9 protein-coding genes are annotated in these 14,750 nt (G+C 72.5%); 7 read left to right on the top strand and 2 right to left on the bottom strand.

The annotated features are described in order from the left end of the window. Window positions 1-165 precede the first annotated feature (165 nt). From bldG to ITX44_RS14465, 5 genes are all read left to right on the top strand, one after another. Window positions 166-507, top strand: a complete 342-nt coding sequence (bldG, locus tag ITX44_RS14485) for an anti-sigma factor antagonist BldG (protein ID WP_031520166.1) — start codon at window positions 166-168, stop codon at window positions 505-507. A gap of 100 nt (window positions 508-607) precedes the next feature. Then, window positions 608-1,018 (top strand): ATP-binding protein, encoded by a 411-nt coding sequence (locus tag ITX44_RS14480; RefSeq protein WP_205357621.1) that lies wholly within the window; start codon window positions 608-610, stop codon window positions 1,016-1,018. 369 nt (window positions 1,019-1,387) lie between these two features. Then, window positions 1,388-3,787: a sodium-translocating pyrophosphatase gene (locus ITX44_RS14475; protein ID WP_205357620.1), complete on the top strand. Its 2,400-nt coding sequence runs from the start codon at window positions 1,388-1,390 to the stop codon at window positions 3,785-3,787. Between the two features lie 252 nt (window positions 3,788-4,039). Beyond that, window positions 4,040-4,648: a small secreted protein gene (locus ITX44_RS14470; RefSeq protein WP_205357619.1), complete on the top strand. Its 609-nt coding sequence runs from the start codon at window positions 4,040-4,042 to the stop codon at window positions 4,646-4,648. Window positions 4,649-4,830: 182 nt separating this feature from the next. Next, window positions 4,831-6,363, top strand: coding sequence for a DUF7059 domain-containing protein (locus ITX44_RS14465; RefSeq protein ID WP_307795273.1), 1,533 nt, complete (start codon window positions 4,831-4,833; stop codon window positions 6,361-6,363). 40 nt (window positions 6,364-6,403) lie between these two features. Here ITX44_RS14465 and ITX44_RS14460 read toward each other — a convergent pair whose 3' ends face one another. Together ITX44_RS14460 and ITX44_RS14455 are read right to left on the bottom strand one after the other, a co-directional pair. After that, window positions 6,404-6,817 (bottom strand): DUF2752 domain-containing protein, encoded by a 414-nt coding sequence (locus ITX44_RS14460; RefSeq protein ID WP_205357617.1) that lies wholly within the window; start codon window positions 6,815-6,817, stop codon window positions 6,404-6,406. Window positions 6,818-6,960: 143 nt separating this feature from the next. Beyond that, window positions 6,961-8,079: a recombinase family protein gene (locus ITX44_RS14455; protein ID WP_205357616.1), complete on the bottom strand. Its 1,119-nt coding sequence runs from the start codon at window positions 8,077-8,079 to the stop codon at window positions 6,961-6,963. A 150-nt stretch (window positions 8,080-8,229) separates the two neighbouring features. Here ITX44_RS14455 and topA point away from each other — a divergent pair, with 150 nt between their 5' ends. Both topA and tmk read left to right on the top strand, forming a co-directional pair. Beyond that, window positions 8,230-11,091 (top strand): type I DNA topoisomerase, encoded by a 2,862-nt coding sequence (gene topA, locus ITX44_RS14450; RefSeq protein WP_205357615.1) that lies wholly within the window; start codon window positions 8,230-8,232, stop codon window positions 11,089-11,091. Between the two features lie 228 nt (window positions 11,092-11,319). Further along, on the top strand, window positions 11,320-14,691 hold the full coding sequence (gene tmk, locus ITX44_RS14445) for a dTMP kinase (protein WP_205357614.1): 3,372 nt from the start codon (window positions 11,320-11,322) through the stop codon (window positions 14,689-14,691). Window positions 14,692-14,750: the final 59 nt, after the last annotated feature.

Below are 14,750 nucleotides of genomic sequence, written 5' to 3'. Positions count from 1 at the left end.
GTGACGGACAATCGCAGTAAGGCGTCGTGCAGGCCCACCGCGAAGTGATTGAATGCCATCGCGGCTGCCGCTGCTTCCCCTGCCGCCGGTTGGGGAGGTGCCCCCGCTACCGTCGGTGGGGAGGCCCCTGGGGGCGCCGCGTCGATGCAAGGTGCTGGAGGATCCGTGGACCTGTCCCTGTCGACCCGAACCGTCGGCGATCGCACGATCGTCGAGGTCGGTGGCGAGATTGATGTGTACACCGCACCCAAGCTGCGGGAGCAGCTGGTGGAGCTCGTTAACGACGGGAGTTACCACTTGGTCGTGGACATGGAGGGCGTTGACTTCCTCGACTCCACCGGCCTGGGCGTGCTCGTCGGCGGGCTGAAGCGGGTGCGTGCGCACGAGGGATCGCTGCGTCTGGTGTGCAACCAGGAGCGCATCCTGAAGATTTTCCGTATCACCGGTCTGACCAAGGTGTTCCCCATCCACACCTCGGTCGACGAGGCTGTCGCGGCGACCGACTGACGACCGGCCGACGACTCGGACCACGTCGCCCGAGAGGGGCACCGGGCGGACCGCCCGTCCGGGCCCCTGTTGTGCCCACCCACAGGACCGGAGGGGGACCATGCCCACCGTAGAACTGCTCTTCAGCGCCCAGCCGGAGCACGTGCGCACCGCACGGCTCGTGGCAGCGGCCGTGGCGCGCAGGGCGGGGGTGGACGAGGCGGCTCTCGACGAGGTGCGGCTGGCGGTGGGCGAGGCCTGCAGCCGGGCCGTCGGCCTGCACCGAAGCAACGGGGTGGAGGCGCCCGTACAGGTGCGCCTCACCGAGGACGAGAAGAAGTTCTCCATCGAGGTGGCCGACGAGGTGCCCGGCACTGCCTCCGGCTCCGCACCCGACGGTCCCGACGACGCCGCCGACGACGAGGGCGAGATGGGCCTGGCCGTGATCAGCGGCCTCGTCGACGACTTCGAGGTCCTCGACGGCGACAAGGGCGGCGTCATCCGCATGAGCTGGCCCACGGTCGCTCCGTAGCCCTTACGCAGCCCTCCGGCCACTGCGACTGGGGCCTCCGGCCACTGCGGCCACTGCCGCGGCCCCTCTGAGCGGGCCGGCGGCTCGCGCCCTTCTGCGCCCGGCCGCCCGTGACATCCGTACGCCCGCACCCGTGGCCCGCGCCGAGCGGCTCTCCCCCAATTTGCTGCCGCGCAAAATCCCCTCTCTTCCTTTACCGTGGGAATTCCTTACGGGCACTCTTTTTTGATCATCGGGTGCTCCCTACAATCCGTCCATCTTGCTCAGCTCGCCTGAGCGCGCGGCTTGATCAGCCCGCGCGGCTTGAAACAGCCGTAGGAGGCCGCCAGGAGAGCCGCACGCCCATGCGCCAAACGTCAAGGAGGACGAATGGCGGGGCCACTCACCCCTCACTCCACGCTTGCCGCGGCGCCGGTTTTGACCAGCGGCAACCGGGCGCTGATATGGATCATCGCGGCCGTTGCGCTGGCCGCGCTCGCGGTCGCCGCGGTGCTGGTCCGTCAGGTGCTCGCGGCGGACGAGGGTTCCGATCGCATGAAGAAGATCGCCGCTGCCGTGCAGGAAGGCGCCAATGCCTATCTCGCACGGCAGTTCCGCACTCTGGGGATCTTCGCAGTCGTCGCGTTCTTCCTGCTCATGCTGCTGCCTTCGGACAATACATCGCAGCGAATCGGCCGATCGATCTTCTTTCTGGTGGGCGCGATCTTCTCCGCGGTCACCGGATATACCGGAATGCGGCTCGCGGTCCGCAGCAATGTGCGGGTCGCCGCCGCCGCGCGTGCGGCAACACCGGAACCCGGTGAACCCGCCAAAGATCTCACCCTCGTTTCCCACCGGGCCATGAAGATCGCATTCAGGACCGGCGGGGTGGTCGGCATGTTCACCGTCGGGCTCGGCCTGCTCGGCGCGTCCGTGGTCGTCCTGATCTACGCGGCCAACGCCCCCAAAGTCCTCGAAGGGTTCGGCTTCGGCGCCGCGCTGCTGGCGATGTTCATGAGGGTCGGCGGCGGCATCTTCACCAAGGCGGCGGACGTCGGGGCCGACCTGGTCGGCAAGGTCGAGAAGGGCATCCCCGAGGACGACCCCCGCAACGCCGCCACCATCGCGGACAACGTGGGCGACAACGTCGGCGACTGCGCCGGCATGGCCGCCGACCTGTTCGAGTCGTACGCGGTGACCCTGGTGGCCGCGCTCATCCTGGGCAAGGTCGCCTTCGGCAACGCCGGCCTCGCGTTTCCGCTGCTCATCCCGGCCATCGGCGTCCTCACCGCCATGGTGGGGATTTTCGCGGTGGCCCCGCGCCGCTCCGATCGTGGCGGGATGAGCGCCATCAACCGCGGCTTCTTCATCTCGGCGGTGATCTCGCTGGCCGGCGTGGCGATCGCCGTGTACTCGTACCTGCCGTCCTCCTACGCCCGCCTCAAAGGCGTCGGCAGCGACATCTCAAGCCACCCCGGCGACCCGCGCACCCTGGCGATCGTGGCGGTGGCCATCGGCATCGTGCTGGCCGCCCTGATCCAGCAGCTCACCGGCTACTTCACCGAGACCGCCCGGCGCCCGGTCCGGGACGTCGGCAAGACCTCCCTGACCGGCCCGGCCACCGTGATCCTGTCCGGCGTCTCGCTCGGCCTGGAGTCGGCGGTGTACTCGGCGGTGCTGATCGGCCTGTCCGTCTACGGCGCCTTCCTGCTCGGCGGCACCTCGATCTGGCTCGCGCTGTTCGCGGTGGCGCTGGCCGGCACCGGACTGCTCACCACCGTCGGCGTCATCGTCGCCATGGACACCTTCGGCCCGGTCTCCGACAACGCCCAGGGCATCGCCGAGATGTCGGGCGACGTGCACGGCGAGGGCGCGCAGGTGCTCACCGACCTCGACGCGGTCGGCAACACCACCAAGGCCATCACCAAGGGCATCGCCATCGCCACCGCGGTGCTGGCCGCCACCGCCCTGTTCGGCTCCTTCAAGGAGGCCATCGACACCGCCGTGGCCAAGGCCCATCCGGCCGCGTCCGACGCCCGCTGGCTCTCCTTCGACATCTCCCAGCCCAACAACCTGGTGGGCCTGCTCCTCGGCGCGTCCGTCGTCTTCCTCTTCTCGGGCCTGGCCATCAGCGCCGTCTCCCGCTCCGCCGGTTCGGTGGTCTACGAGGTGCGCCGCCAGTTCCGTGACCATCCGGGGATCATGGACGGCAGCGAGACACCGGAGTACGGCCGGGTGGTCGACATCTGCACCAAGGACGCGCTGCGCGAACTGGCCACTCCCGGGCTGCTCGCGGTCCTGGCGCCGGTCGCGGTCGGCTTCACCTTCGGCATCGGTTCGCTCGCCTCCTACCTGGCGGGAGCAATCGGCGCGGGCACCTTGATGGCGGTGTTCCTGGCCAACTCCGGTGGCGCCTGGGACAACGCCAAGAAGCTGGTCGAGGACGGTCATCACGGCGGCAAAGGAAGCGACGCCCATGCCGCCACCGTCATCGGCGACACCGTGGGCGACCCCTTCAAGGACACCGCCGGCCCGGCCATCAACCCGCTGCTGAAGGTGATGAACCTGGTGGCGCTGCTGATCGCGCCGGCCATCGTGAAGTTCAGTTACGGCGTGGACTCCAACCTGGCCGTCCGCGTCACCGTCGCCGTCCTGGCGATCGCGGTGATCATCGCCGCGGTGTTCGTCTCCAAGCGCCGCGGGATCGCCATGGGCGACCAGAGCGGCGGCGACAACGGCGAGGGAGGCAGTCCCGCGCCCTCGGAGAAGGGCCACACGGTGCCGGCCTGACCGCCGCCCCGCCGACTCGTCCGATCGCCGCCCGATCGCGCGTCCGATCACCTGCCCGGCCCGCCGCCCGGCCCACTCCCTGGAGGGTGCGGTCCCGCGGCGGGCCACTGTGAAGAACGACGGAAAATCGTATCAATACGGTCTCATCCGCCCCGGGGATTCGTGGTCGCCCCCCGACCTCCGTGTATGTTCCGGGGCCGGACGTGCGCCCGGTGCGCACGTCACGGGCAAGGGCGGCGAAGGGACGGACCGGTGAAGGCGACCACCAAGCTCTCGGCAGCGCTGTGCGGCGGTACGGCGCTGCTGCTGGCGCTCACGGGATGCGGCGGCGACAGCACCGGCAAGAAACGCGACACCTGGTCGAAGGGCGTGTGCGACCAGGCCGCCACCCAGTTCTCGCGCATCAATGAGGCGGGTACGGTGCTCAGCAAGGTGCCGGGCAACGCCGACCCGAAGACCGTCAAGGCAGCCGATTCGCAGAACTTCCAGGCGGTCTCGGCGGCCTTCACCTCGCTCGCGGGCATATTCAACGCGGCCGACCCGGCGCCGGGCAGCGACGGCCCCCAATACCAGAAGAACGCCGTCGCCGCCTTCACCGCCCTGTCCGGCAAGTACGCGGACCTGAAGAAGCAGGCCGACGCCCTGGACACCTCGGACCGCCAGAAGTTCGCCGACGGCCTCTCCTCGTTGTCCGCCGGCCTCAACGGGACCATCGCCCAGGGGCAGCAGCAGCTCAAGACGCTCAATGTCGGCGACATGGGCAAGGCCCTGGCCAAGCAGCCCGGCTGCCAGAAGATATCCGGCCCGTCCGCCCCCTCGGCTCCCTCATCCACGGCTTCCGCGACAGCCTCCGCCTCCTAGGACGCCCTCCGGCTCGGGACGCGTCGGCTCAGGACGCCTCCGCCCCGAGACGCCATCAGCCTCGGAACACAGCCGCCGTCGCAATGGACGTTCCCCCGCTTCCTGACCCTTCCGGAGGCCGGCCCGCACCTCTGGCGTCGTCCCGCGCCGCCGCCCGGACCCGCGTCCGCGACAATGGCGCCGTGAGTACGCCCCTCCCCACCCCCGCCGGTGCCGCCCTGCTGCGTGACGACCTGCGGGCCGCCGCCTTCACCGCCGACGGCTGCCTGGACCTGCTGGGCGCCGTCGCCTATGCCGCGCTCTCCCGTGCCGAGACCGTGCCCGCCCTGCGCGCCACCAGGGGCGGCAGCCCGCTGGAGACGCTGGTCCGGCTCTTCCTGCTCCAGCGCCCGGTCCGCCGCGACCGGGCCGCCGCCGCACTGAAGCACCTCGACCGGTACGAGGCCGACGGCTGGCTGCAGCGCGACGGCGACGAGGTACGCGCCACCGTGGACGTACGCCCCTACGCCGGCGACGGCGGCGAGGACTGGTGGATCGTCTCCGACCTGGGCTGCTCGGTGGGCGGCGCGGCCGGCATCGGGGGCGGGGCCGGGACCGCCCCGGCCGCGGCGCGCGCCGACCTGGTGCTCGGTGTCGGGGGCGCCTCCACGACGCTGGCCGGGATCACCGTGCGCACCCCGGTGACCTCCGCGCTCGACCTCGGCACCGGATCCGGCGTCCAGGCGCTGCACGCCTCCCGGCACGCCACCCAGGTCACGGCCACCGACCTCAACCCCCGCGCCCTGCGATTCGCCGCCTTGACGCTCGCTTTGTCCGGCGCCCGCGAGCCCGATCTGCGCCAGGGCAGCCTGTTCGAGCCGGTCGGCGAGGACCGGTACGACCTGATCGTCTCCAACCCGCCTTTCGTGATCTCCCCCGAGGGGGCCGGTGAGCGGCTCACGTACCGGGACGGCGGAATGGCCGGCGACGAGTTGTGCCGCACCTTGGTGCGGCGCAGCGCCGACCACCTCAATGACGGCGGTTTCTGCCAGCTCCTGGCCAACTGGCAGCACGTCGAGGGCCAGGACTGGCGTGACCGGCTCGCCTCCTGGGTGCCGGCCGGCTGCGACGCCTGGATCGTGCAGCGCGAGGTGCAGGACGTCGCCGAATACGCCGAATTGTGGCTGCGCGACAGCGGCGACCACCGCGGCGACCCGGCGGCGTACGCGGCGCGTTACGACGCCTGGCTGGACGCTTTCGAGCGCGGCAAGGTGAGCGGTATCGGCTTCGGCTGGATCACGGTGCGCAAGTCCGGCGCTGACCAGCCGTCGGTCACTGTCGAGGAGTGGCCGCACGCGGTCGAGCAGCCGCTCGGCCCGCACATCGCGGGCTGGTTCGCCCGGCAGGACTTCCTGCGCGCCCATGACGACGCGGCGTTGCTCGGCGCACGGTTCGTGCTCGCTCCCGACGTCGTGCAGGAGCAGGTGGGGCTGCCCGGCGCCGAGGACCCCGAGCACGTGGTGCTGCGTTCGGCGCACGGAATGCGGCGGGCGACGAAAGTCGACACAGTGGGCGCGGGTTTCGCCGGGGTGTGCGACGGCAGCCTGCCCGCCGGGCGGATCGTGGACGCCATCGCCCAGCTTCTCGGCGAGGACCCGGTGGTGCTGCGCGACCGTACGCCCGAGTCGATCCGGCTGCTGGTCGAGCAGGGCTTCCTGGAGCCGGTCGGCGACTGAGCCGGCCGGCTCAGTCGCCGGGCGCGCAACGGCCGGCGGGTCAGTACAGGTTCCGTACCACCGTCCACGCCACGGCGGCGACCAGCAGCGCCTGCTGCGCCCTGACGCCGAGCACCAGCCGCCAATGGCGCCCGCGCAGCCCCTCGGCGAGCCAGCGGCCACCTGCCCAGGCGATCACCGGGAGCAGCACGAACAGCAGCGCGTTCTCGTGGAAGGCGCGCACCGGCTCGCGGTGCAGCAGGTCGTACGCGAGCCGGGTGCCGCCGCACACCGGGCACAGCAGCCCGGTCGCCCAGTTGAACGGGCACCGCGGCAGCCAGTGGCCGCCCTGGTGGGGGTCGGTGCCGTAGAGCCCGTACGCCGCGGCGGCGCCGGCGGCCAGGGTGGCCAGCGGCGCCACGGCCGGGTGCCGCAGTACGGCGGGCCCGCGCCGCGCCTGCGCGGATCCGGACATCCGTCCCCCCATTCGGCCCCGCCCGGGGGTGTGCCCCGCGACCCCTGCTCCCGTCAGGGCGACTGTACGACCGTACGGCCGGCTGCGTCCCAAGGGGCGCGGTCGTTCCGGTCACCACCGGGCCGTCTGGGTGCCGGGTCCGGTCACTCTTCCGGGGCCGGCCGAGGCGTCCAGCGGACGTCCAGAAGCGCGGGATCGAAAGGGGCGCGTGTCGAGCGCCCCTCGGGAAGCGGGCGTACGACCACGCGCTCGATCACCGCGGAGATCGCGATCCGCTTCTGCCGCAGGTCGAACTCCGTCCACCGCTGCCGGGTGAAGCCGCCGAGCAGCGGATCCGGCCAGGTGCCGGGCTCGCCGGGGCCGCTGCCGTACCGCCGCTCCAGCTCGTCCAGCACCATTGCGGTGATCGTCGCGTCCACCAGGTCCATCCGGCGGGCGAGCCCGCGGCAGCTGCCCGAGGCGCAGGCGTACGAGCCGTGCGGGGTGCCCCGGGTGACGGGGTTGCCCACCAGGGTGGCGCCGCACTCCCGCCCGTCGGCGCCGGGGCGGCCGCAGCGCAGGAAGCCCGACAGGACGTACTTGCGGCCCTGCGGGCCCTTCCCGCGGGCGCCGGAGGGGCCGGAAGGGCCCGAGGCACCGGAGACGCCCGATGTGCCTGGGGCATCTGGGCCACCTGAGGCATCGGAAGCATTCGCGGCGCGCTTTGCCGCGCCCGGCGTGCGCCCCCGCTCGTACCGGCGCATCACCCGCAGCCACTCCTGCGGTGTGGCGATCGTCTCCCAGCCGCCCACCACCGGCTCTCCCGTGGCGGGGTCGCGGACGAGTTCGCCGCCAAGGATGCGGTAACCGCACACCGCCGGATTGCTGACCATGTTCCGGACGGTCGTACCGGTCCAGATGCCGCCCCTGACGGTCGGCACCCCCTGCTCGGCGAGCCACCGGCTGACCGTCTGCTCCGACTTGCCTGCCATGATCATTTCAATTGCGCCGCGCAGGTAGGGCGACTCGGCGGGATCGAGCAGGTGATTGTGCGGACGGCCGCCCGTGAGGTCCCCGGCCAGCCACCCGAAGCGGCGGTGACCGCCGCTCTGCCGCCCGGCGGCGGCCCGCTCGCGGACCCCCTCGGCGGCACTCCCCGGCGGTGTGGCATTGTCGGCAGGCGCGGCACCGAGCGGTGCGGTGTCCGGTGCGCAGCGGTGGTCGCTGTGGCGGTCGGCGTGGGTGAATTCACGCGCGATCTGCCATGTCGACGTAGCCTTCATGGGGACCCCGACGGTGTGTACTGTAATGGTTAGAACATACATCGGGTTACCGTTCGAGTGGCGTTGTGGACTTTCCCCGTTTGACACGGGGCCGGGAGGTACGGTCACACTCCGCAGCGACACCCCTTCGACCCGGAGAGAAGAGCGAAGTTGTCCCCGACCCGCGAGACCGCACCAGGCGGACGCCGACTCGTGATCGTCGAGTCGCCCGCCAAGGCGAAGACGATCAAGGGCTACCTGGGCCCCGGCTATGTCGTCGAGGCCAGCGTCGGGCACATCCGCGACCTCCCCAACGGGGCCGCCGAAGTGCCGGCGGAGTACAAGGGCCAGCCCTGGGCGCGCCTCGGCGTCAATGTGGACAGCGATTTCCAGCCGATCTACGTCGTCAACGCCGACAAGAAGGCACAGGTCAAGAAGCTCAAGGATCTTCTCAAGGAGTCGGACGAGCTATTCCTGGCCACTGACGAGGACCGTGAGGGCGAGGCCATCGCCTGGCATTTGCAGGAAATCCTCAAGCCCAAGGTTCCGGTGCACCGGATGGTGTTCCACGAGATCACCAAGGACGCCATCCAGGAGGCCGTCCGCAATCCGCGGGAACTCAACAAGCGTCTGGTCGACGCCCAGGAGACCCGCCGCATCCTCGACCGGCTGTACGGCTACGAGGTCTCCCCGGTGCTGTGGAAGAAGGTCATGCCGCGGCTGTCGGCGGGCCGCGTGCAGTCCGTCGCCACGCGTCTGGTCGTCGAGCGCGAGCGCGAGCGGATGGCCTTCCACACGGCCGAGTACTGGGACCTGGTCGGCACCTTCGGCACCGGCCGGGGCGGCGATTCCTCCGACCCGTCCACCCTCACCGCGCGGCTCACCGCCGTGGACGGCCGCCGTGTCGCCCAGGGCCGCGACTTCGACCCGGCCACCGGCGCCCTCAAGCAGGGCGCCCAGGTGCTGCACCTGGACGAGGCCGCCGCCCGCGCCCTGGCCGCCGCACTGGCGGACAGCCGGTTCGAGGTGCGCGGCGTGGAGTCCAAGCCGTACCGCCGCTCCCCGTACGCGCCCTTCCGCACCACCACCCTCCAGCAGGAGGCGTCGCGCAAGCTCGGATTCGGCGCCAAGGCCACCATGCAGGTCGCCCAGAAGCTGTACGAGAACGGCTTCATCACCTACATGCGTACCGACTCCACCACGCTGTCGGAGACCGCGGTCACCGCGGCCCGCGCCCAGGTGGCGCAGCTCTACGGCGCCGGCTACCTGCCGGACAAGCCGCGGGTGTACGCCGGCAAGGTGAAGAACGCGCAGGAGGCCCACGAGGCGATCCGCCCCTCCGGCGACCGCTTCCGCACCCCCGCCGAGACCGGCCTGACCGGCGACCAGTTCCGGCTCTACGAGCTGATCTGGATGCGGACCGTGGCCTCCCAGATGAAGGACGCGGTCGGCCAGTCCGTCACCGTGCGGGTCGGCGGCACCTCCGCCGACGGCCGGGACGCCGAGTTCGCCGCCTCCGGCAAGATCATCACCTTCCACGGCTTCCTGAAGGCGTACGTCGAGGGCGCCGACGACCCCAACGCAGAGCTCGACGACCGCGAGCGCCGGCTGCCGCAGGTCACCCAGGGCGACCCGCTGACCGTCGAGCAGATCACCGCCGATGGCCACTCCACCAAGCCGCCCGCCCGCTACACCGAGGCGTCGCTGGTCAAGGAGCTGGAGGAGCGGGAGATCGGCCGCCCGTCCACGTACGCCACCATCCTGGGCACGATCCTGGACCGCGGGTACGTGTTCAAGAAGGGCACCGCCCTGGTGCCCACCTTCCTGTCCTTCGCGGTGGTCAACCTGCTGGAGAAGCACTTCGGCCGGCTCGTCGACTACGACTTCACCGCCTCCATGGAGGACGACCTCGACCGGATCGCCCGCGGCGAGGCCCAGTCCGTGCCGTGGCTGCGCCGCTTCTACTTCGGTTCCGACGAGGGCATGACCGACGCCGTGCCGTCCGCCGCTGCCCGCAACGGCCACCGCGACCACCTCGGCGGCCTCAAGGAGCTGGTCGAGGACCTCGGCGCCATTGACGCGCGCGAGATCTCCTCCTTCCCGGTCGGCAACGGAATCGTGCTGCGCGTCGGCCGGTTCGGGCCGTACATCGAGCGCGGCGACAAGGGCGAGGAGGGGCACCAGCGCGCCGACGTGCCCGCCGACCTGCCGCCGGACGAGCTCGGCGTGGAGTACGCCGAGGAGCTGTTCGCCCGGCCCACCGGCGACTTCGAACTGGGCACCGACCCGGAGACCGGCCGCCCCATCGTCGCCAAGGACGGCCGTTACGGGCCGTACGTCACCGAGGTGCTGCCCGAGGACACCCCCAAGACCGGCAAGAACGCGGTCAAGCCGCGTACCGCGTCGCTGTTCAAGTCGATGTCCCTGGACACCGTCACCCTGGAGGACGCGCTCCGGCTGATGTCACTGCCCCGCGTGGTCGGCACCGACCCGGAGGGCGTGGAGATCACCGCGCAGAACGGCCGCTACGGGCCGTACCTCAAGCGCGGCACCGACTCGCGGTCGCTGGAGAGCGAGGACCAGCTCTTCACGATCACCCTCGACCAGGCGCTGGCGATCTACGCCCAGCCGAAGGCGCGGGGCCGCGCCGCCGCCAAGCCGCCGCTGAAGGAGCTGGGCACCGACCCGGTCAGCGAGCGTCCCGTGGTGGTCAAGGACGGCCGCTTCGGCCCGTACGTCACCGACGGGGAGACCAACGCGACGCTGCGGCGCGAGGACGACGTGGAGACCATCACGCCCGAGCGCGGCTACGAACTGCTGGCGGAGAAGCGGGCGAAGGGCCCGGTGAAGAAGACGGCGAAGAAGGCCCCCGCCAAGGCCGCCGCCACGAAGACCGCGGCCAAGAAGGCACCGGCGAAGAAGGCGGCCGCCAAGACCGCGGCGAAGAAGACAAGTACGAGCACCTCCGCCGCGAAGAAGACGGCCGCCACCAAGAAGGCGTCCTCGGCCAAGGCGTCCTCCTCGCCGGAGTGACGGAGCACGCCGGCCCGGGACACCGCGCGAGCGGATCCAGGGCGGGCGTATCCGGGGCCGGCGGGAGCCTTCCGGCCGGTCCGCGGGTGGTTCCGGACCGGGGACGCGGACGCGGTACGGAGCGCCCCGTACGCGCCGGGGCGGGCCGTACCCGGAGGTCACCGCGGGGTCGGGGGGTTTTCCACAGGCGGGGGGCGTGGGTTTGGGCTGGCCGGATAGGCTGTCAGGATGACGCGATCCGAGCAGCCAGGGCAGCCCGCTGAGGTCAGCGAGGCGTTCGCCGCTGAATTGGCGGCGGACTCCCGTGAGCGTGCCGTGGGGGCGCTGCTCAAGATTCCCGCCCTGCGCAAACTGTGGGGTGCGCAGCTCACCGGGGCCGTGGCCGACCGCCTCGGCCTGCTGGTGCTGCTCGTACTGACCGTGCAGGCCGCTTCCGGCGCGGGCGCGTTCGGCGGCCACTACCGGGGCATCGCGATCGCCGCTGCGCTGGTGTTCGCCGCGCGCATCGTCGTGGCCGGAGTGTTCGGGGCCGCGCTGGTCGGCCCGCTCTCCGCGCTCACCTCAGGCAAGGGCCCGCTGGACCGGCGCTGGACCATGATCGGCGCCGACGGCCTGCGACTGGCGCTGTTCATCGTGGCCCCGCTGTGGATCACCTGGGTGCCCGATTCGGCGTACATCTGGCTGCTCGTCACCGTCTTCGTCACCGGAGCGGCCGAACGGGTGTGGACCGTCGCCAAGGACGGCGCCGCGCCCGCGCTGCTGCCCGCGCCGGGCGACACATCGGTCCGGCCCGCGCCCGACCACCTGGCCACCCTGCGCCGGCTGGACCTGCGCACCAACTTCGTGGCGCTGCCGGCCGCCGCGGCGGCCCTGGTGCTCGTCACCCTGGTCAACACGCTGATCGCAGTGGGCGTCGACTGGTTCGACCTGCACCAGGCCGCCCTGTCGTCGTACGTCACCGCCGGGCTGTTCTCCGCCTCCATGGCCGTGCTCTACCTGCTGGAACTGCCCTCGGACAGCGCCGCGCGTCCGCACTCGCCCCTGGACGCGCTGCGCCGCCCCAAGGGCACGGCCGGACAGGAGAAGGGCCGGACCGGCGTGCTGCCGCTGCTGGTGGTCGCCACCGCAGCGGTCGCGGGCGGGATCGGCGCCGCGGTGGCGGTCGCCGTGCTGCTCGCCGGCGACCTGGGCTTCGGCCCGACCGGATTCGGCCTGCTCGTCCTGGCGTTGACCGCCGGCACCGTGATCGGCATCCGGGTCGCCCCGCACACCCTGCCCGGCCTGTCCCGGCGGCGACTGCTGTCGCTGGCCATCGGCGTCACCGGCGTCGCCCTGCTGCTGACCGGCCTGGTGCCGGACCAGACCACCGTGCTGCTGCTGGCCCTGCTGGCGGGCATCGCCGCGGGCGTCACCGCGCACGCCGGGCACGTCCTGGTCGAGCAGGAGGCCGAGGAGCCGCACGGGGACCGCGCCGTGGAGCACCTGCGGGCCGTGTCCTTCGCTGTGGTCGGTGTCGCGGCGGTTGCCGCGCCCCTGGTGGCCGGCGCGATCGGCCCGCACCGCGTCCACAACGGCCACTTCACCTTCGCGCACGGCGGCGCCGCGTACACGCTGATGCTGGTCGGCGCGCTGCTGCTGCCGGTGGCCGCGCTCGTCCTGGGCCGCACCGACGACCGCGCCGGTGTGCCGCTGCGCCGCGACCTGCGCGAGGCCGTCCGCGGCGGCGAACCGGCCGCCGCGCCCGCCGCCGACGGCTTCTTCCTGGCCATCGAGGGCGGCGACGGGTCCGGCAAGTCCACGCAGGTCGAAGCGCTCGCCGAGTGGATCCGCGGCAAGGGCCACGAGGTCGTGGTCACCCGCGAGCCGGGCGCCACCGCGATCGGCAAGCGACTGCGCTCCATCCTGCTCGACGTGTCCTCCGCGGGTATTTCGCCGCGCGCCGAGGCGCTGCTGTACGCCGCCGACCGCGCCGAGCACATCGACACCGTCGTGCGGCCCGCGCTCGCCCGCGGCGCCGTCGTCATCTCCGACCGCTACATCGACTCCTCCGTCGCCTACCAGGGCGCCGGCCGCGACCTGGCGCCCACCGAGATCGCCCGCATCTCCCGCTGGGCGACCGGCGGCCTCGTCCCCCACCTGACGGTGCTGCTCGACATCTCGCCCGAGGCAGCCCGGGAGCGGTTCACCGACGCCCCCGACCGCCTGGAGTCCGAGCCCGCCGAGTTCCACCAGCGGGTGCGGGCCGGCTTCCTGACCCTGGCCGCCGCCGATCCCTCGCGGTATCTGGTGGTCGACGGCGCCCAGCCGCCGGAGGAGGTCACCACGGTCGTACGGCACCGGCTGGACCGGATGCTGCCGCTGTCCGAGCAGGAGATCGAGGCCCGGGCCGAGGCCGAGCGCAAGGCCGCCGAGGAAGCGGCCCGCAAGGCGGCGGAAGAGGCCGCGCGCAAGGCGGAGGAGGAGCGCCTCGAGCGCGAGCGGCAGGCCCAACTGGAGAAGCTGCGCCGGGAGGAAGAGGAGCGGCGGCTCGCCGCCGAGGAAGCCGCCCGGCGGGAGATCGCCGAACGCAAGGCCGCGCAGGAGGCCGAGGAAAAGCGGCTGCGCGAGGAGGAGGCGGCCCGCAAAGCCGCCGAGGAGGCCGCCCGCCGCGAGGCGGAGGAGGCCGCCCACGCCGCCGAGCAGGAACGTCTGCGGCGCCTCGCGGCCGAGCAGACCCGGCTGCGCGCCGAGGCCGAGGAACGCCGCCAGGAGAAGCAGCGCAAGGCCGAGGAGGCGCTGCTGCGGGCCGAGCAGGCCCGTACCGCGGCCGCTGCCGCCGCCGCTGCGGCGGCAGCCGAGCAGAGCGCGTCCGACGCCGAGAAGACGGCCGAACTGCCGCCCCCGGCGCCTGACGTCTCCTCCGGCGAGGCGACGACCGTCATGACCCCTGTGCCCGCCGAGGGCAGCCCGGCGGAGGAGGGCTCCGAGGACAGCTCCGAACGGACCGCCAGGCTCCGCCCGGTCCGCGAGGAGCCGGTCAGCATGCCGGAGGACGGCTCCGGGGACGAGACCGCGGTGTTGCCGCCGGTGCGGGAGATGTCGCGGCAGTCCGGTTCGGGTGACGAGACGGCTGTACTGCCGTCGGTCGGCGAGGGCACGCGGGAGCCGGGGTCGGGCGACGAGACGGCGGTACCGCCCGCCGCGGGTGAGGACGACCGGGACCGGGGTGCCGCCGACGAGACGGCCGTGCTGCCGCCGGTGGGGCGGACGGACGGCCGGGGCCAGGACGAGACGGCGGAGGTGCGGCGGCCCGAGCCTTCGCGGGACGCCGACGCGGACGGGACGGACGGCGCGGCGGACTCCGCCGATACGCTGCCGCCGCCGTCGCCCGGCTCGCGCTCCCGTTCGGACGACCCCGCGGACCGGGTGCCGCCGTGGCTCTTCCGGCCCGAGCAGACCGAGAACGAACGCACCCGCGAACTGCCCCGGGCCGAGTCCGAGCGCGCCCGCCGCCCCCGCCCGCACTGGGCCGAGGAAACCCCGCTGGACGACCTCCCCAGCCTGGCCGACGAGCTCCTCGGCCCGCACGACGACACGGAACCGCCCGGACGCCGGAGGTAGGGCTGCCGCCCCTCGGGGCTGATCCGGGCGGTTAGCCGCTCGTCGGATTCTTCGACCGG

The sequence above is a fragment of the Actinacidiphila acididurans genome (genome assembly GCF_016918855.1).
Lineage (GTDB): Bacteria > Actinomycetota > Actinomycetes > Streptomycetales > Streptomycetaceae > Actinacidiphila > Actinacidiphila acididurans.
This window is presented reverse-complemented; position numbering and strand designations above follow the sequence as displayed.

What these genes read in the sequence shown, in the direction of transcription:
- ITX44_RS14475 (WP_205357620.1), top strand. Translation starts at nt 1,388, where the DNA reads ATGGCGGGGCCACTCACCCCTCACTCCACGCTTGCCGCGGCGCCGGTT.
- ITX44_RS14455 (WP_205357616.1), bottom strand. Translation starts at nt 8,079, where the DNA reads ATGAAGGCTACGTCGACATGGCAGATCGCGCGTGAATTCACCCACGCC.
- ITX44_RS14480 (WP_205357621.1), top strand. Translation starts at nt 608, where the DNA reads ATGCCCACCGTAGAACTGCTCTTCAGCGCCCAGCCGGAGCACGTGCGC.
- ITX44_RS14460 (WP_205357617.1), bottom strand. Translation starts at nt 6,817, where the DNA reads ATGTCCGGATCCGCGCAGGCGCGGCGCGGGCCCGCCGTACTGCGGCAC.
- tmk (WP_205357614.1), top strand. Translation starts at nt 11,320, where the DNA reads ATGACGCGATCCGAGCAGCCAGGGCAGCCCGCTGAGGTCAGCGAGGCG.